This is a genomic window from Variovorax sp. VRV01 (assembly GCF_014852545.1).
In the GTDB taxonomy this organism is placed as follows: Bacteria; Pseudomonadota; Gammaproteobacteria; order Burkholderiales; family Burkholderiaceae_C; genus Variovorax; species Variovorax beijingensis_A.
On record NZ_JACVBS010000001.1, the window covers coordinates 258,898 to 275,909 of the forward strand.

18 protein-coding genes are annotated in these 17,012 nt (G+C 69.5%); 5 read left to right on the forward strand and 13 right to left on the reverse strand.

Annotated elements, in window-relative coordinates; genetic code table 11:
• Positions 1 to 24: 24 nt before the first annotated feature.
• Genes IB278_RS01200 through IB278_RS01210 form a run of 3 tightly spaced genes read right to left on the reverse strand, consistent with a single transcriptional unit; the run spans position 25 to position 2,454 of the window.
• Complete coding sequence (locus IB278_RS01200; RefSeq protein ID WP_145740239.1) at positions 25 to 1,512, reverse strand: DHA2 family efflux MFS transporter permease subunit; 1,488 nt, start codon at positions 1,510 to 1,512, stop codon at positions 25 to 27.
• A 40-nt stretch (positions 1,513 to 1,552) separates the two neighbouring features.
• Positions 1,553 to 1,972: a VOC family protein gene (locus IB278_RS01205; protein ID WP_145740241.1), complete on the reverse strand. Its 420-nt coding sequence runs from the start codon at positions 1,970 to 1,972 to the stop codon at positions 1,553 to 1,555.
• Between the two features lie 38 nt (positions 1,973 to 2,010).
• A complete protein-coding gene (locus IB278_RS01210) occupies positions 2,011 to 2,454 on the reverse strand; it encodes a VOC family protein (protein ID WP_145740242.1) in 444 nt (147 codons plus the stop codon).
• A 130-nt stretch (positions 2,455 to 2,584) separates the two neighbouring features.
• Here IB278_RS01210 and IB278_RS01215 point away from each other — a divergent pair, with 130 nt between their 5' ends.
• Positions 2,585 to 3,247: a TetR/AcrR family transcriptional regulator gene (locus IB278_RS01215; protein ID WP_192322440.1), complete on the forward strand. Its 663-nt coding sequence runs from the start codon at positions 2,585 to 2,587 to the stop codon at positions 3,245 to 3,247.
• Positions 3,248 to 3,262: 15 nt separating this feature from the next.
• Here the strand turns inward: IB278_RS01215 and IB278_RS01220 are convergent, their stop codons facing one another.
• Genes IB278_RS01220 through IB278_RS01245 form a run of 6 tightly spaced genes read right to left on the reverse strand, consistent with a single transcriptional unit; the run spans position 3,263 to position 10,009 of the window.
• The gene (locus IB278_RS01220) at positions 3,263 to 3,754 is read right to left on the reverse strand and encodes a MarR family winged helix-turn-helix transcriptional regulator (protein ID WP_145740247.1); all 492 of its coding nucleotides are present in this window, start codon (positions 3,752 to 3,754) and stop codon (positions 3,263 to 3,265) included.
• Between the two features lie 40 nt (positions 3,755 to 3,794).
• Positions 3,795 to 5,552, reverse strand: coding sequence for an acyl-CoA dehydrogenase family protein (locus IB278_RS01225; protein ID WP_192322441.1), 1,758 nt, complete (start codon positions 5,550 to 5,552; stop codon positions 3,795 to 3,797).
• A 7-nt stretch (positions 5,553 to 5,559) separates the two neighbouring features.
• Positions 5,560 to 6,549, reverse strand: a complete 990-nt coding sequence (locus IB278_RS01230) for a Bug family tripartite tricarboxylate transporter substrate binding protein (RefSeq protein WP_192322442.1) — start codon at positions 6,547 to 6,549, stop codon at positions 5,560 to 5,562.
• 46 nt (positions 6,550 to 6,595) lie between these two features.
• Positions 6,596 to 7,360 carry an SDR family NAD(P)-dependent oxidoreductase gene (locus tag IB278_RS01235; RefSeq protein ID WP_145740252.1) on the reverse strand — a complete coding sequence of 255 codons (765 nt, stop codon included), beginning with the start codon at positions 7,358 to 7,360 and terminating at the stop codon, positions 6,596 to 6,598.
• 25 nt (positions 7,361 to 7,385) lie between these two features.
• Positions 7,386 to 9,239, reverse strand: a complete 1,854-nt coding sequence (locus IB278_RS01240) for a feruloyl-CoA synthase (protein WP_145740254.1) — start codon at positions 9,237 to 9,239, stop codon at positions 7,386 to 7,388.
• A complete protein-coding gene (locus IB278_RS01245; protein WP_145740257.1) occupies positions 9,236 to 10,009 on the reverse strand; it encodes a crotonase/enoyl-CoA hydratase family protein in 774 nt (257 codons plus the stop codon). Before IB278_RS01245 ends, IB278_RS01240 begins: the two co-directional genes overlap by 4 nt.
• Before the next feature lie 104 nt (positions 10,010 to 10,113).
• On the opposite strand from IB278_RS01245, the gene IB278_RS01250 reads away from it, so the two are divergent.
• The gene (locus IB278_RS01250) at positions 10,114 to 10,980 is read left to right on the forward strand and encodes an amidohydrolase family protein (RefSeq protein ID WP_145740259.1); all 867 of its coding nucleotides are present in this window, start codon (positions 10,114 to 10,116) and stop codon (positions 10,978 to 10,980) included.
• Positions 10,981 to 11,008: 28 nt separating this feature from the next.
• Here the strand turns inward: IB278_RS01250 and kefC are convergent, their stop codons facing one another.
• Together kefC and IB278_RS01260 are read right to left on the reverse strand one after the other, a co-directional pair.
• On the reverse strand, positions 11,009 to 12,859 hold the full coding sequence (gene kefC / locus IB278_RS01255; protein WP_145740261.1) for a glutathione-regulated potassium-efflux system protein KefC: 1,851 nt from the start codon (positions 12,857 to 12,859) through the stop codon (positions 11,009 to 11,011).
• Between the two features lie 2 nt (positions 12,860 to 12,861).
• Entirely contained in the window at positions 12,862 to 13,524 is a 663-nt protein-coding gene (locus IB278_RS01260) for an NAD(P)H-dependent oxidoreductase (protein ID WP_145740262.1), read from the reverse strand.
• A gap of 92 nt (positions 13,525 to 13,616) precedes the next feature.
• Between IB278_RS01260 and IB278_RS01265 the strand changes: the two genes are divergently transcribed.
• Together IB278_RS01265 and IB278_RS01270 are read left to right on the forward strand one after the other, a co-directional pair.
• Positions 13,617 to 14,237, forward strand: a complete 621-nt coding sequence (locus tag IB278_RS01265) for a ParA family protein (RefSeq protein WP_145740264.1) — start codon at positions 13,617 to 13,619, stop codon at positions 14,235 to 14,237.
• A 52-nt stretch (positions 14,238 to 14,289) separates the two neighbouring features.
• Positions 14,290 to 14,760, forward strand: a complete 471-nt coding sequence (locus tag IB278_RS01270) for a MaoC family dehydratase (RefSeq protein WP_145740266.1) — start codon at positions 14,290 to 14,292, stop codon at positions 14,758 to 14,760.
• 8 nt (positions 14,761 to 14,768) lie between these two features.
• Here the strand turns inward: IB278_RS01270 and trmL are convergent, their stop codons facing one another.
• Positions 14,769 to 15,230 carry a tRNA (uridine(34)/cytosine(34)/5-carboxymethylaminomethyluridine(34)-2'-O)-methyltransferase TrmL gene (gene trmL, locus IB278_RS01275; protein WP_015867166.1) on the reverse strand — a complete coding sequence of 154 codons (462 nt, stop codon included), beginning with the start codon at positions 15,228 to 15,230 and terminating at the stop codon, positions 14,769 to 14,771.
• A 19-nt stretch (positions 15,231 to 15,249) separates the two neighbouring features.
• The gene (locus tag IB278_RS01280) at positions 15,250 to 15,966 is read right to left on the reverse strand and encodes a ComF family protein (RefSeq protein ID WP_145740268.1); all 717 of its coding nucleotides are present in this window, start codon (positions 15,964 to 15,966) and stop codon (positions 15,250 to 15,252) included.
• A 23-nt stretch (positions 15,967 to 15,989) separates the two neighbouring features.
• Between IB278_RS01280 and IB278_RS01285 the strand changes: the two genes are divergently transcribed.
• On the forward strand, positions 15,990 to 16,904 hold the full coding sequence (locus IB278_RS01285; RefSeq protein WP_145740270.1) for a class I SAM-dependent methyltransferase: 915 nt from the start codon (positions 15,990 to 15,992) through the stop codon (positions 16,902 to 16,904).
• The last annotated feature ends 108 nt before the right edge of the window (positions 16,905 to 17,012 follow it).

Genomic DNA, 17,012 nt, shown 5'->3' on the forward strand with positions numbered 1-17,012 from the left:
GCGGGTCGCCGGATGGGCGGGCCCTCAAGACGCCGCTGCACGGTTTGCCGTGCTTGCGGATGCCGCGGCTCCCTTGTTGTTCTTGTCGTTCCGAGTGGACCCCGGAGATGCGGTGCGAAGCAGCAGCGCCCCAAGCAAACCTGCCAGCGCCGCGAACACGGCGCCGACAAGAAACGCGAGGTTGTAGCCGCCGGTGAGCGCAAGGGGCATCTGCGCCCCGGCCGCTTCCATCGAACTGGTGCGCGCCGCGGCGGCACTGGCCAACACGGCGAGCCCGAGTGCGCCGCCCATCATGAAGGCGGTGTTGACCACGCCCGAGGCGAGGCCCGAATCGGCCGGGTCGACCTCGCTCATGGCCGCGAGCAGCACCGGGTTGAACGCCATGCCGGCACCCAGGCCGAGCAGCATCATCCCGGGCAGCACGTCGATGACGAAACTGCCGTTGACGGGGGCGCGCGCGAAGAGTGCAAGGCCGATGGCCGCGAGCCAGAGTCCGGCCGCGAGCGGCTTGCGGATGCCGAAGCGCATCACCAGCCTGGCCGAGAGGCCGAGCGAGAACACCGCCATGATGATGTTGGCTGGCAGGAAGGCGAGGCCGATCTGCATCGGCGTGTAGTTCAGTACCAACTGCATGTAGAGCGCGGAGATGAAGAACCACGCGAACATCGCCGCCGCCCACAGCACGCCCACCACGTTGGCGACCGACACACTGCGCAGGCGGAAGAGACCGAGCGGCATCAGCGGGTGCTGCACGCGCGCCTCGATGGCGATGAAGATCGCGAGCAGCACCACGGCAGCGCCGAGCAGGCCCAGCGTTTGCGCGGAGCCCCAGCCGGCTTCGTTGCCGTTGACCACACCGTAGACCGCGAGCATGAGCGACAGCGTGACAGTGACGGCGCCGGCCACGTCGAGCTTCTCGCCATGCGCGTGGCCGCGCGCGCTGGGCAAGAGCGCCATGCACAGTGCATACACGGCCACGCCGATCGGCAGGTTCACCAGGAAGATCCAGTGCCAGCTCAGCGAACTCGTGAGCAGCCCCCCCAGCAGCACGCCGATGCTGCCGCCGCCCGCGCAGACGAAGCCGTAGACGCCCATCGCCTTGGCACGGTCGGCCGGCTCGGTGAACAGATTCATGATGAGCGAGAGCGAAACGGCCGAAACCACCGCGCCGCCCAGCCCCTGCACCGCGCGCGCCGCGACCAGCAGCACCTGCGAATTGGCGAGGCCGCAGGCCAGCGAGGCCAGCGTGAACAGCACGAGGCCGATCAGGAAGAGCCTGCGGTGGCCATACAGGTCGCCCAGCCGTCCGCCCAGCAGCAGGAAGCCGCCGAAGGTCAGCATGTAGGCGTTCACCACCCAGACCAGCGAGGTCTCGGTGAAGCCGAGGTCGGTGCGGATCGAGGGCAGTGCCACGTTCACGATCGTGGTGTCGAGCACGATCATCAGCACGCCGAGGCACAGCACCATCAGTGCGAGCCAGCGCTTTCGGTTGTTGTCGAGTGTGTCGGTCATGAAGAGCGGTTCCTGCGGGTTGCGGATGGGAGGGGCGGGGTCAGACCAGCGGCTTGCCGCCGTTGATGAGCCAGGGCGTGCCGAAGCGGTCGGTCACCATGCCGAATCCCTCGACCCAGAAGGTCTTCTCGAAAGGCATCGTGACCTTGCCGCCTTCGGCGAAGGCGTCGAACACGCGCCTGGCTTCCGCGACGGTCTCGATCGTCAGTGCCACGCCGAAGCCCTTCATGCCTTCATAGGGCTGGCCGGGCATGGTGTCGGAGGCCATCAGCATGCCGTCGCCGTAGGCCAGGGCCGCATGCATGATGCGTTTTTCGGCGCCGGGCGGAAACTGCCCGGCGCCCGGGGCTTCGCCCATGGTCATCATCATCTGCATGGTGCCACCAAGCGTCTTTTCATAGAAGCGCATGGCCTCGGCCGCATTGCCGTCGAACGAGAGATAAGCGTGGATGGGAGACATGAGGTTTTCCTTGGTTGTTTTCTTGCCGAGCCCTGCTTTCAGGCGGAGGCGGCGGGCGCCACCACCAGCAGCCAGCCCACGCCGAAGCGGTCCGCGAGCATGCCGAAGCTGGAGCTGAAGAAGGTCGGCGTGAGCGGCTGCATCACCTGGCCGCCGTCGGCCAGCGCATCGAACCACTGGCGCGCCTGGGCGTCGGTGGAGGCGGTGAGGGCCAGCATGATGCCCTTGAACTCCGGCTGGCCCGAGCACCGGCCGTCGGAGGCCATCAGCTCGGTTTCGCCGATGCGCACCACCGCGTGCATCACCTTGTCGGCCGCCGGCGCGCCGCCGCCGCAGCTGGCGTCGGCATCGGACGAGGGCGGCATTTCGGGCGCCTCGCTGTAGCGCATGAGCTGCACGACCTCGGCGCCGAGCGCCTTCTTGTAGAACCCGAGCGCTTCGTCGCAGCGGCCTTCGAAGGACAGATAGGACTGGACTTTCATGGCATTTCCTTTGGACTGAGGATGAAAGGATGCGCAGGGACCTGCGCGCATACGGAATAACTAAGTTTGTGTACACCGTCCACAAAGAATAGCAGACATAATGGACACTGTCCACATGGAGATTTCTTTGATGAGCCCCCGCATCGTCCCGCCAGCCCCCAGTCCGCCCGCGGCCCGCAGCACCTACCGCCACGGCGACCTGCGCCGCGCGCTGCTCGACGCAGGCATCGAACTGGCGCGCGACGGCGGCCCCGAGGCGGTGGCGCTGCGCGAAGTGACGCGGCGCGCGGGCGTGGTGCCCAATGCGGCCTACCGCCATTTCGCGAGCCGGCGCGAGCTGCTGCTGGCGGTGCGCGCGGCCGCGCTGTCGGCGGCAGCCGGGGCCATGGAGAAGGAGCTGGCGGTGCTGCCCTGCGACCAGCCGCCCGTCGACTTCGCGCGGGCGCAGGTGCGGGCCATCGGTACCGCCTATCTGCGCTTTGCCCAGGCCGAGCCGGGCCTGTTCCGCACCGCCTTCGTGGTGTCGTCGGAAGACGCCGAAGGGGAGGTGGGGCCGGCGAGGGCCGGCGCCAGCGGCAAGGACCCGTTCCAGCTGCTGGGCGCCGCGATCGACCGGCTCGTGGAAGCGGGTGCGCTCGACCCTTCGCACCGCCCGAACGCCGAATACCTGGCCTGGTCGGCCGTGCACGGCCTGGCGCTGCTGATCATCGAAGGACCGCTCAAGGGCATGGATGCGCAAGCCAGCCACGCGCTGGGGCAGCGGCTGATCGACATGGTGGAGCGGGGGCTCTAGCCTGGGCGGCCTCGGCTACAGATAGATCTTCTGCAGCAGCCGGATCAGCGTTTCGCGCTCGCGTGCCGTGAGCCGGGCGCTGGCGTCGGCCTCGAGCTGCGTCACGGTCTGCTCGGCCTCGCGGATCAGCTTTTCGCCGGCCTCGGTGAGGTGCAGGCCCACCGCGCGGCCGTCGTGCGGATGCGGGCGGCGCTCGATGAGCCCGCGGCTGTCGAGCGTGGCGACCAGGCTCACCAGGTTGGGCGGCAGGATGTCGAGCGTGTTGCACAGTTGGCGCGAGGTGGCGCCCGGGTTGTGCGCGAGCAGCGACAGCACCGAGAAGTCGATCTGCTTGAGGCCGTACGGCGCCATGCGCTCGGCGAACACGCTGCTCACGATGAGCCAGGCGCGGCGCGCGTTGTAGCCGACCAGGGCTTCCAGCATGCGGGCGTCGAGCCGCTCCGATTTGCCGCTTGGCGCTGCGGCCGGCTCTGCTTTGGCGGGACTGTTCTTGGATGGACGGGGCATGGCCCGAGCGTAACTCGTGGCCGGCCCGGCCGGGCTTCCGTCAGCGCGCGGCGGCGGGAGTTTTTGTGGCGTCGTGCGTCATCGCGACACCTTCGCAGGCGCGCTTGACGATGGCCAGCCGCATGTCGAATTCGGGCAGCACCCAGCGCCGCAGCGCGGCCGCCGGGCCGGCCCTGGCGGCGCGCTCGGCCGGCGTTGCCTCGGCCGCATCGATGCGCGCCCAGGCCCAGGCCAGCATCGCGAGCATCACCGCGCGCAGGTAGTCGTCGGCCACTTCGTAGGACAGCACGGGGTTGGCATGCGCGGCCATCGCGATGGTGGTGCCCAGGTAGCGCAGCTGCGCAAGCCGGCGCTGCACGTCGGCATCGGCCTCGCGCGAGGCGTCGAGCGCGTCGCGCAGTTCGAGCAGCACGGCCGACATCGCGGCGCCGCCGTCAGGCAGCACCTTGCGCACCAGCAGGTCGATGGCCTGGATCTCGTTGGTGCCCTCGTAGATCATGGTCACGCGCGCATCGCGCACGATCTGCTCGATGCCCCATTCGCGCACGTAGCCGTGGCCGCCGAACACCTGCAGGCATTCGCTCGCGCCATGGAAGGCCTGCTGCGTGCAGGCGGCCTTGAGCACGGGCGTGACCAGCGAACACCAGTGCTGCGCGCGTTCGCGCGCCTTGGGGTCGGCGTCGTGCGCGGCCACGTCGAGCATCAGTGCGCTGCGGTAGGCAAGCGTGCGCGCGCCGTCGATCCAGGCGCGCTGGGTGTCGAGGATGCGGCGGATCGCGGGGTGCTCGGCGATCAGGTCCGCGGCTTCGGCGCCGCGGCTGGCGGGCACGGCGCCGGGCGCACGCATCTGGCGGCGCTCGGCCGCATAGGCCTCGGCCTTCTGCCAGGCGGCGTCGAGCAGGCCGATACCCTGCAGCGCCACATGCAGGCGCGCCGCATTCATCATCACGAACATCGCGGCCAGGCCGCGGCCCGGCTCGCCGACCAGCCAGCCGGTGGCGTCGTCGAAGCGCATCGTGCAGGTGGGGCTGCCGTGCAGGCCCATCTTCTCTTCGATGCGCTCGCAGTGCACCGCATTGCGCGTGCCGTCGGGCTGCAGCTTGGGCACGAGCACCAGCGACAGGCCCTTGGGGCCGGCGGGTGCATCGGGCATGCGGCACAGCACCAGGTGCACGATGTTGGGCGTGAGGTCGTGTTCGCCGCCCGAAATGAAGATCTTGCCGCCGTTCACGCGCAGGCTGCCGTCGGCCTGCGGCACGGCGCGCGTGCGCACCTGGCCCAGGTCACTGCCCGCGTGGGCCTCGGTCAGGCACATGGTGGCGAGCCATTCGCCGGTGGCAATTTTCGAAAGGTAGCGTGCCTTCAGTTCGTCGCTGCCGTGGTGCTTGAGGCAGGCGTAGGCGCCGTGCAGCAGCCCCGGCGCCATCGTGAGGCCGTGGTTCGCCGCGCTCAGCCATTCGTAGAGGATGGCTTCGAGCACGGCCGGCAGCCCCTGGCCGCCGTCTTCGACTGCGGCCGACAGGCCGGGCCAGCCGCCGTCGACGAGGGCCTGGTAGGCCGCGCGGAACCCGGGTGGCGTGGCGACCTCGCCGTTGGCGAAGCGGCAGCCGATTTCGTCGCCGCCGCGGTTGATGGGTGCCACCGCCTCGGCCACGAAGCGCGCGGCTTCCTCGAGCACCTGTGCCTGCAGCGCTTCGTCGACCTCGGCGAAGGGCGCGAGCGCACGCAGCCTCGAAGGTGCATCGAGCACCGCGTTCAGGATGAAGCGGCTGTCCTCGGGGCGGGGGCGGTAATCCATCGGTGTCTCAGGACTCGGCGGTGAAGCCGATCTTCTTGACCAGCGGACCCCAGCGCTCGTATTCGGACTGGAGCGATTTCTTCATGTCCTCGGGCGAGGAGCCGTGCGCGACCAGGCCGACCGACAGCAGGCCGTCGGCCACGGCCTTGTCCTTGAGCGCGGCCTGGATCGCCGTGCTCGCGGCGGCGATGACGGGGGCGGGCGTCTTCGCCGGCGCGAAGAAGCCGAACCATTCGTCGGCCACGATTTCCGGGAAGCCCTGTTCGGTGAAGGTGGGCACGTCGGGCAGGTAGGCTGCGCGCTGGGCGCCCGAGGTGGCGAGCACGCGCAGCTTGCCGGCCTTGGCGAAGGGCAGGTAGTCGCCCACGGGCGTCATGCTCGAGGCGATCTGCCCGCCCACCACGTCGTTGATGGCCGGCAGCGAGCCGCGGTAGGGAACGTGGCGCAGGTCGGTGCCGGTGTTCAGGCCCAGCAGCGCACCCAGGAAGTGCGGCGTGGAGCCCGCGCCCGGCGAGCCGTAGCTGGCCTGGCCGGGATTGGCCTTGGCCCAGGCGATGTAGTCCTTCAGCGTCTTCACGCTGGCCGGCACCATCGGGCCGACGGCCAGGCCGTGCGTCATCACGGCGCCGATGGAAACCGGCGCGAAATCGGCAAGGCCGTAGCTCAGCTTGGTATAGATGTGCGGGTAGGTCGAGAGCGCCGAGGCCTGCGCGAGGCACAGCACCGAACCGTCGGCCGGCGAGGTCTTGAGCGTGTCGAGCGCGATGCGCCCGCCCGCGCCGGGCTTGTTCTCGACCACCGCGTTGATCTTCGAATAGGGCGTGTCGCCCAGTTTCTCGGCCACCCGGCGCGCCACGCTGTCGCCCGCGCTGCCGGCCGGAAAGCCGTAGTAGATCTTGGCCTGCTGCACGGCCTGGGCGAGTGCGGCAAGCGGATGCAGGGCGCCGAGCGCGGCTGCGCCGCCGAGTGCCTGCACGAATTGGCGTCTGTTGGTCATGGTGTTGTCTCCTTGTCTTCCGGGCTCTGTTTGCTGGGGCTGAAAATCAGCGCGGCGCCATGCGCAGGGCGCCGTCGAGGCGAATGACTTCGCCGTTGAGGTGGCCATTGGTCACGATGTGGCAGGCCAGCTCGGCAAATTCCGAAGGCTTGCCCAGGCGCGGCGGAAACGGGATCGATGCGGCCAGCGATTGCTGCACGGCCTCGGGCAGTTCCATCAGGAGCGGCGTGGCGAAGAGGCCCGGCGCCACCGTGCAGACGCGGATCGCATGCTGCGCGAGGTCGCGTGCCATCGGCAGCGTCATGCCCACGAGGCCGCCCTTGGAGGCGCTGTAGGCCTGCTGGCCCACTTGGCCGTCGAAGGCCGCGACCGAGGCGGTGAAGAGCATCACGCCCTTCTCGCCGTTGTCGAGTGCTTCCAGCTTGGCGCAGCGGGCCGCAAAGAGGCGCGCCATGTTGTAGCCGCCGATCAGGTTGATGTTGACCACGCGCACGAAGTCTTCGAGCGGCGCCGGGTTGCCGTCCTTGCCGACGATGCGCTTGGCGCTGCCGATGCCCGCCACGTTCATCAGGATGCGCGCGGTGCCGTGGGCGGCCTCGGCCTTGTCGAGCGCGGCATTGACGCTGTCGGTGTCGGTGATGTCGCAGACGCAGGCGACGCCGCCGATCTCTGCGGCCACCTTCTCGGCCAGCTCGGCGTTGCGGTCGAGCACGGCCACCTTGGCGCCCAGGCGCGCCAGTTCGCGCGCGGTGGCTTCGCCCAGGCCCGATGCGCCGCCGGTCACGAGTGCGGCTTGTCCTTCGATCTTCATGGTGTATGTCTCCTCGGGTGGTGGTTCAGCGGGGCTTCAGGGTGAAGGGCAGGGTGTCGGCATGCAGCGCCTCGACGATTTCGGCGCGGTGCTTGAGCACGGCGCGCTGGTTGATGGAGCCCTTGTCGGTCACTTCGCCCTTGTCGATGGAGGGCGGCTCGGCCATCAGGTGCAGCCGTGCGATGCGGTTGGCGCTGCCGGTGCCCATGGCCGCCAGCGCGTTGGCCACCTGCTGGAAGTGCGCCTGCACCGGTGCGCTTTCGAGCACCTGCTGCATGGTGGCGCTGCCGGGCAGGCCGGCCAGCTCCCGCACCTTCTGCGTCGGGAAGACCAGCGCGCCGACTTCCTTCAGGTTGATGCCGGTCAGTACCGCGTCCTGCACATAGGGCGCGCCGGCCGCGATGATCTTGGCGCGCAGCGGGCCCACGCTCACGAAGGTGCCGGTGGCCAGCTTGAAGTCTTCGGCGATGCGGCCGTCGAAGCGCAGCCCGCGGTGGATGTTCGACTCGTCGATCCATTTCACCGCGTCGCCGGTCGAGAAGAAGCCCTCTTCGTCGAAGGCTTCGGCCGTGGCCTCGGGGGCGCGCCAGTAGCCGGGCGTGATGTTGGGGCCGCGGTAGCGCACCTCGGTCTTGCCGTCGACCTCGATCAGCTTGAGCTCGATGCCGGCCGCGGGCAGGCCCACGTCGCCCGACTTGACCTCGGGCCCCGTGACGTAGAGCGCGAACGGGCCGGACTCGGTCATGCCCAGGCCCGTGCCCATCACGATGCGTTCGCCGACCTCGGACTCCTGCGTGCGGTGCAGGCTGTCCCACACGGGCTGCGACAACGCGGCGCCCGAGTAGAAGAACATCTTCACGCGCGACAGCAGGTTGCGCCGTAGCACCGCATCGGTTTCCATGGCGTGCGCAATGGCCTCGAAGCCGGTCGGCACGTTGAAATAGATGGTGGGCGCGATCTCGCGCAGGTTGCGCAGCGTCTCGGCCATGCCGCCTGGCGTGGGCTTGCCGTCGTCGATGTAGAGCGTGCCGCCGTTGTCAAGCACGATGCCCACGTTGTGGTTGCCGCCGAAGGTGTGGTTCCAGGGCAGCCAGTCGACCAGCACCGGCGGCTCCTCGCCCAGGGCGGGAATCGACTGGCGCAGCTGCTGCTGGTTGGCGCACCACATGCGGTGCGTGTTGATCACCGCCTTGGGCATCTTGGTGGAGCCCGAGGTGAAGAGGAACTTGGTGATGGTGTCGGGGCCGGTGGCGCGCATCGCGGCGTCGATGGCGGGCGTGGCGGGCGTGGCGGCCAGCGCATCGAACGCTGTGACCGCGCGGCCTTCGGGCGTGCCTTCGGCTATCACGACTTCGGTGTCGGCAGGCACGGCGGCGGCGATGGCGCGGCCGAAGCGCGCGGCGTCGGCGGCGAACACCAGGCCCGGCGTGAGGGTGTCCAGCACGTGGCGCAGCTTCTCGAAGTCCTGGCTCACCACCGAGTAGGGCGGCGACACCGGGCAGTACGGCACGCCCGCATAAAGGCAGCCGAGGGCCATCAGGGCGTGTTCGATACCGTTCTCGCTGAGGATCGCGACCGGGCGCTCCGCATCCAGCCCGCGGTCGAGCAGTGCCTGGCCGATGCTGCGCGCCTTCTGCAGCGCCTCGGCGTAGCTCACGCGCTGCCAGTCGCCGGTGCTGCCGTCGGCCAGCCGTTCGCGGCGGGCGATGAAGGTGCGCTCGGGCGCCTGTTCGGCCCAGTGCGCGAGGCGGTCGGTCATGCGGTCGCGGTAGGGTCCGAGCGCTGTCTCGGCCCGCAGGTACTGCGTGCCCGGCGCACCTTGGCGCAGCACGGCGCGCGTGACGCCGAAAGCCAGCGGACGGTATCGGATGGTGGTCATTCCTTGCTCACTTTCGCGCCGCGGCCTTCGAGAAAGTCGCGCACGCGGGCCTTGGCTTCGGGCGCGTTCTGCACGATGCCGGACATCAGCGCTTCGGTGAAGAAGCCGTGGTCGGCCGACTGCTCGGCGATGCGCGGCAGCGCATGCATCAGCGCGTAGTTGGTCAGCGGGGCGTTGGTGGCCACGCGCTTCGCGAGTTCGAAGGCCTTGTCGAAGGCCGCGCCCTCGTCGACCAGGTACTGCGCGAAATTGGCACGCTCGCCGTCCTCGGCGTTGTAGACGCGGCCGGTCATCATCATGTCGGTCATGCGGGCCACGCCGATCAGCTTGGGAATGCGCACCGAGCCGCCGCCGCCCACGAAGATGCCGCGCGAGCCTTCGGGCAGTGCGTAGAAGGTGCTGCGGTCGGCCACGCGGATGTGGCAGGCGCTCGCCAGTTCGAGGCCGCCGCCCACCACCGCGCCGTGCAGCGCCGCGATCACCGGCACCGGGCCGTGCTGGATCAGGTCGAGTGCGCCGTGCCACAGCCGCGAATGCTGCATGCCCTGGCCGGCGTCGCGCTCCTTCAGCTCGCTCAGGTCGAGGCCGGCGCAGAAATGCGGGCCCTCGCCGTCGAGCACCGCGGCGCGCACCGTGGAAGGCAGCGTCTCGAAGGTGTTGCGCAGCGCGAGGATCAGGCCGTCCGAAAGTGCGTTGCGCTTGGCGCCGCGCGTCAGGCGGACGATGGCCACGTCGTCGCGGATGTCGAGTTGGAGGTCGGGATTGGTCATGATTGCATTCGTGTGTGAGTTGGATTATGGTTATGATAAATAATCAATTCAAGGCACTTGAGCCCCCCGATCCCTAGGGACTTACCCGTACTGGAGACAACGACATGGACCACCAGAACCTGATCGCCATCGACATCCACACCCACGCCGAAGTGAGCTGCTGGAACCCGTTCGACAACTACGGCGAGGAATACGACCGCGCCGCCGACAAGTACTTCGGCTCCAGCGGCCGGCCCACCATTGCCGAGAGCGTGGCCTACTACCGCGAACGCAGGATCGGCCTGGTGATGTTCATGGTCGACGCCGAATCGAACATGGGCCGCCGCCGCATCCCGAACGAGGAAATCGCCGAAGCCGCGCAGAAGAACAGCGACATGATGATCGCCTTCGCGAGCATCGATCCGCACAAGGGAAAGATGGGTGCGCGCGAGGCGCGCCGGCTCATCGAGGAGCACGGCGTGAAGGGCTTCAAGTTCCACCCGACGGTGCAGGCCTTCCATCCCTACGACAAGATGGCCTGGCCGCTCTACGAGGTGATTGCCGAGCACCAGCTGCCGGCCATCTTCCACACCGGCCACAGCGGCATCGGCTCGGGCATGCGCTGCGGCGGCGGCCTCAGGCTGGAGTACAGCAATCCGATGCACCTGGACGACGTGGCCATCGACTTCCCGGACATGCAGATCGTGATGGCGCACCCCAGCTTCCCCTGGCAGGACGAGGCGCTGAGCGTGGCCACGCACAAGCCGAACGTCTGGATCGACCTGTCGGGCTGGAGCCCCAAGTACTTTCCGAAGCAGCTGGTGCAATACGCCAACACGCTGCTGAAGGACCGCATCCTGTTCGGCAGCGACTATCCGCTGATCACGCCTGACCGCTGGCTGAAGGACTTCGAGACCGCCGGCTTCAAGCCCGAGGTGATGCCGGGCATCCTGAAGGGCAATGCGGTCAGGCTGCTGAAGCTGGAGGGCTGAGCGCCCGGAGGCGGGCCCAAGGGGCGGGCTACGCGTCCGCCTCTTCCTTGTCCTCGATCAGGTTCCAGTCAAGGCCCGAGCGGCGCTGCCGTTCCTCGCGTTCGCGCGCCATCTGTTCCTCGAACTGCTGGCGGCCGGCCTTGCTGGCCGCGATCAGCTTGGCGCGGTCCTTGTAGTGCGGGTACATCTCGTCGCTGAGCTTGAGGTTCCGGCGGCGAAAACGCATGGCCGATTCGCGCGCCTCGTGCGCCGGCCAGCCCAGCGCCTCGAGCGTGCTGCGCGCGCTGCGCAGCGACGATTCGAACACCTCGCGCTCCACATCCGTCACGCCGCGGTCGCGCAGCTGGAAGAGGTGGTTCACGTTGCGGGCCCGCGCGATGATGCGGGCCTTCGGAAAGTGCTCCTTCACGAGGTCGACGATCTCCAGCGACTGCTCGATGTCGTCCACCGCCACCACGATGGCCTTGGCCGTGCCGGCACCCGCGGTGCGCAGCAGGTCGAGCCGCGTCGCGTCGCCATAGAACACGCGGAAGCCGAACTGGCGCAGGCCTTCGACGGTGTCGGCGTCGTGGTCGAGCACCGTCACGCGCAGGCCCTGCGACATCAGCATGCGGCCCACGATCTGGCCATAGCGCCCGAAGCCGCAGATCAGCACCTTGGCGTCCTGCTGCTCCGAGATTTCTTCCAGTTGCGTGCCGTTGCTGCGGCTGTAGCGCGGCAGCACGAACTTGTCGAGCAGCACCAGCAGGAGCGGCGACAGCAGCATCGACAGCGCCACCGCGCCGATCAAAAGCGAGGTGGTCTCGGGCGGCAGCACGTCGGGCCCCGCAGCCTGGAACACCACGAACGCGAACTCGCCGCCCTGCGCCAGCAGCAGCGTGAACACCGGCCGCTCCTGGTAGGCCAGGCCCATGGCCTTGGCCAGCGCGTAGATCACGGCCAGCTTGATGGCCATGAAGCCGACCACCAGCAGCGCCATCAGCCCGGGACTCGCGATCAGCACGCCGAAGTCGATCGACATGCCCACGGCAATGAAGAACAGGCCCAGCAGCAGGCCCTTGAAGGGTTCGATGTCGGTCTCGAGCTCGCGCCGGTATTCGCTCTCGGCCAGCAGCACGCCGGCAAGGAAGGCGCCCAGCGCCATCGACAGGCCCACGAACTGCATCAGCGCGGCGATGGCCACCACCAGCAGCAGCGCCGCGGCGGTGAAGATCTCGGGCGTATCGCTGCGCGCGATCCAGCGCAGCAGCGGCCGCAGGGCCAGCCGGCCGCCGAGGATGATGCCGGCGATCACGCCGACGATCTTCAGGCCCTCGAGCGTGCGGTCCAGCCCGCCGAGCGACTGTTCGGCCGCCGTGGCGCCCGCCAGGAGCGGCAGCAGCGCGAGGATCGGGATGGCCGCCACGTCCTGGAACAGCAGGATCGAGAAGCCCGCCTGGCCGCTCGGCGTCTTCAGCAGGTTGCGCTCGCCCAGCACCTGCAGCGCAATCGCCGTGGAAGACAGCGCCAGGCCGAGCGCCGCCACCAGCGCCACGCGCCATGCCACGCCCGCGGCAAAGCCGACGGCGAACAGCGCCAGCGCGCAACTCAGCACCTGCGCGGTGCCCCAGCCGAAGATCGGCCGGCGCAGGTTCCACAGGCGCTTGGGTTCGAGCTCCAGGCCCACCAGGAACAGCATCAGCACCACGCCGAACTCGGCGAAATGCAGCACGTCTTCCACGCTGGAGACGAGCCCGAGCCCCCAGGGGCCGATCGCGATGCCGGCCACGAGGTAGCCGATGATCGAGCCCAGGCCCAGCGCCTTGGACAGCGGCACCACCAGCACGGCGGCGCCCAGGTAGATCAGGCTGTTGGTCAGCCAGGCGGGTGCGTGTTCCATGCTCAGGCCATGCCTTTTTCGTCGTTCTGTTCTTCGGCGTCGGCCGGGCGGTCGGTTTCGGGCACCGGGCAGGCCACGCAGGCTTCGAGCTCCTCGAGCTCGGGCCATTGGGGATAGCTGCCGAGCCGCTGGGCGAACACGTCGACGTGCGCCGCCACCTCGTCCTCGGCGGCGCTGCGTGCGCCGTGCAAGACCAGCGGCGGCAGGAAGCGCATGCCGCACAGCGCCGCGGTCTGCTCGTAGGGCGGCAGAAAGGCGTCGAAGAAATAGCGGTGGTAGCTCTGGGGGTGGTAGCTCGGCTCGGGGCTGCCCGTGGTGGCGACCAGCCAGCAGTCCTTGCCCTGCAGGGCCGTGCCGCCAGGACCGTAGGCCCATCCGTAGCTGAGCACGTCGTCGAGCCAGAGTTTCTGCAGCGCCGGCATCGAATACCACTGGATCGGGTGCAGCAGCACCACCAGGCTGGCCCTGGCGAGCCGAGCGTGTTCGGCCTCGACGTCGATCGCGAAGTCGGGGTAGCTGCCGTAGAGGTCGTTCACCTCGACCCCTGGCACGCCGCGCGCGGCGGCCAGCATGCGCCGGTTCACGCGCGAGTCGCGCCAGTGCGGGTGGGCCGCGAGCACGTAGATGCCGCCGGTGTCGCCGGCGGCCGATGTTGTTGTCGTCATGCCGCGAACATAGCGCAGGTTTGGCGCTTGCCGGGACCGGGCGCATCCCGTGTCGCTACGATGCGGGGGTTTCCAGCTCTGGAGGAGATGCTATGCCGGTGGTTCTGGTCGCCAATCCCAAGGGCGGCGTGGGCAAATCGACGCTCGCAACGAACATTGCGGGCTACTTTGCGAGCCGCGGCCATGCGGTGATGCTGGGCGACGTGGACCGCCAGCAGTCCTCGCGCCTCTGGCTCGGCCTGCGCCCGCCGCAGGCGCGCCCCATCGCCACCTGGGAAGCCACCGGCGACAGCGCCGTAGTGCGGCCGCCGCGCGGCACCACGCACGCCGTGCTCGACACCCCCGCCGGACTGCACGGCTGGCGCTTCAAGGAGGTGCTGGCGCTGGCCGACCGGGTGATCGTGCCGCTGCAGCCGAGCATCTTCGACATCTACGCCACGCGCGACTTCCTCGACCGGCTCAAGGAGCAGCGCCGCGCCGAAAAGACGAGGATCAGCCTCGTGGGCATGCGCGTGAACGCCCGCACCCTGGCGGCCGACCGGCTGCACGAGTTCATCGCCAGCCTCGGCGTGCCGGTGCTCGGCGAGCTGCGCGACACGCAGAACTACGTGCAGCTCGCGGCGCGCGGGCTCACGCTGTTCGACATCGCGCCGGGCCGGGTGCAGCGCGACCTGGCGCAGTGGCAGCCGATCTGCGACTGGCTGGAAGGCTGAGGACCGTGGCTGTCGCAAGGCCGACAGCCAGGCCGCCGGCCTTCGCGCCAGAATGCCCCGCATGACCAAAAAGACATTCCAGACGCTTCAGGATCTTGCGGCCTGCGTCGGCCAGGAAGTTGCCGTGAGCGACTGGATCGCCATCACGCAAGAGCAGGTGAACCAGTTCGCCGAGGCCACGGGCGACCACCAGTGGATCCATGTCGACATCGAGCGTGCCAAGGCCGGGCCCTTCGGCGGGCCGATCGCCCATGGCTTCCTGACGCTGTCGCTGCTGCCGCGCTTCTTCGAGACGGCGCTCGAGGTGGTCGAATCGCGCATGGGCGTGAACTACGGCCTGAACCGGGTGCGCTTCATGTCGCCGGTGCCGGTGGGCAAGCGGCTGCGCGCGCGCATGAAGCTGCTCACGGCGGAGCCGATCGCCGACGACGGCATCCAGATGACCTGGGAAGCCACGATCGAACTCGAAGGCGTGGCCAAGCCGGCCTGCGTGGCCGAATCGGTGGTGCGCCGCTACCGCTGAGGCTCGGCTCAGCCGAAGCCGTTCTGGCGCCAGGCCTCGAAGACGGTCACCGCCACGGCGTTCGAGAGATTCAGGCTGCGCTGCCCCTCGCGCATCGGCAGCCGAAGGCGCTGCGGTTCGGCAAAGCCCTCGCGCACCGCGGGCGGCAGGCCGCTGGTTTCCGAGCCGAACACCAGCCAGTCGCCCGGCTGGAAGCGCACATCGTGCACGGCCCGCGTGCCGCGCGTGGTGAGCGCGAACATGCGCTCGGCGGCCGGCCGCTCGGCCTCGAGCAGCGCCTGCCAGCCGGCGTGGCGCTTCACTTCGGCATATTCGTGATAGTCGAGCCCGGCGCGGCGCAGCAGGCGGTCGTCCATCGAGAAACCCAGCGGCTCGACCAGGTGGAGCGTGCAGCCGGTGTTGGCGGCTAGGCGGATCACGTTGCCCGTGTTCGGCGGGATTTCGGGCTGGACCAGGACGATATGGAACATTCGCCGATTGTCGCGGTGCTCAATGCGGCGGATCGGTGCGCGCGAACACGATGGCCGCGACATGCGCCGCGCCCGCCAGCCGCAGCGCCGCGGCGGCCGCGAACAGCGAGGCGCCGCTGGTCATCACGTCGTCGACCAGCACCACGCGCCGGCCTTGCAGCTCGTGGGCGCGCAAGGGCTCCACCGCGAAGGCGCCGCGCAGGTTGCGCAGGCGCTCGGCGCGCGCAAGACCGCTCTGCGCCGGCGTCTCGCGGGTGCGCAGGAGCAGCGCCGCGTCGGTCTTGCCGGGCGCGAGCCGGCGCGCTAGTTCGAGCGCCTGGTTGAAGCCGCGCTCGCGCAGCCGGGCCGGCGCCATCGGCATGGGCAGCACCCGGTCGCACTGTTCCAGCGCCGGCTCCACCCACGGCACGCTGCGCATCAGCGTGGCGAGCGGTCCGGCCCAGCCGGCCTCGCCATGGAACTTGAATTGAGCAATGCAATCGGGCCAGGGCCACACATAGGCGCAGGCTGCGAAGCAGGCGTCGAGCGGCGGCGGATCGCGCAGGCATTCGCTGCACCGGGCCACGCCCTCCGGCACCGGCAGGGCGCAGCTGCCGCAGCGCGCGGCCGGCGGCGCGAAGCGCGCCACGCAGGCATCGCAGACGCGCCGCGAAGGCCATGCGCGGCACACCTCGCACTGGCTGGGCAGCCGTGCGAGCAGAGAGGTCAAAGGCCGGTCGGCCCAACGGCTGAACATGGGCTCAATATACTCACGGCCCCATGGCCACCGACCCCGCAAGAAGACCGCCGACCATCGATCCCACGGCGGCCGCGCGCTGGAGCCGGCTCGCGCCTGCCGACGGCTCGCCCTGGCTGCACGAGGAAATCGGCCGCCGCATGGAAGACCGGCTGCAATGGATCAAGGCGCAGCCGCGCACCTGGGCCGACTGGGCGCCGCTGCGCGGCGGCCTCGAGGCGCACGAGCTGGTGGCCCGGCGCTACCGCGAAGCCGCCTGCTTCGTGATCGAACCCGAGGCGAACCTGGCCGCCGCGGCCGGCGAGGCGCTGGCCGCGCCCTGGTGGAGTGCGCGCCGCTGGCAGGGCAGCAAGCTGCGCTTCGACGCACCGCCCGAAGACGGCGTGGACCTGCTCTGGGCCAACATGTCGCTGCACATGGCGGCCGACCCCGAGGCGCTCATCGCGCGCTGGCACCGGCTGGTGGCGACCGACGGCTTCCTGATGTTCTCGTGCCTGGGCCCCGACACGGTCCGCGAGCTGCGGGCACTGCACGCGCGCCTGGGCTGGCCGGCCGCGGGCCACGAATACACCGACATGCACGACTGGGGCGACATGCTGGTGCATGCCGGCTTCGCCGAGCCGGTGATGGACATGGAGCGCATCGTGCTCACCTGGGCCACGCCCGAGGCGGCGCTGTCCGAACTGCGCACGCTCGGGCGCAACCTGCATCCGGCGCGCTTCCCGGCGCTGCGCGGCAAGGCATGGCACCGGGCGCTCAAGCATGCGCTGCCCGAGCTGGCGCCGGCGCAGGAGGGCGGCGGGCGCATCGCGCTGACCTTCGAGGTCATCTACGGCCATGCCTTCAAGCCCGCGCCGCGCGTGGCGCTTTCCGCCGAGAGCGCGGTGTCGCTGCGCGAGATGCGTTCGATGCTGCAGCGCGGACGGCCCGGCGCCTGACCGGCGCGCCCGGCCGGCTGCGCATCCGCGACTGGGCGCCTGTGTCTACCCGCTACAATCCGCCGTTGCGTGAAACTCGCGGGTAGTGTTCCGCGAACGAGGTCTGTC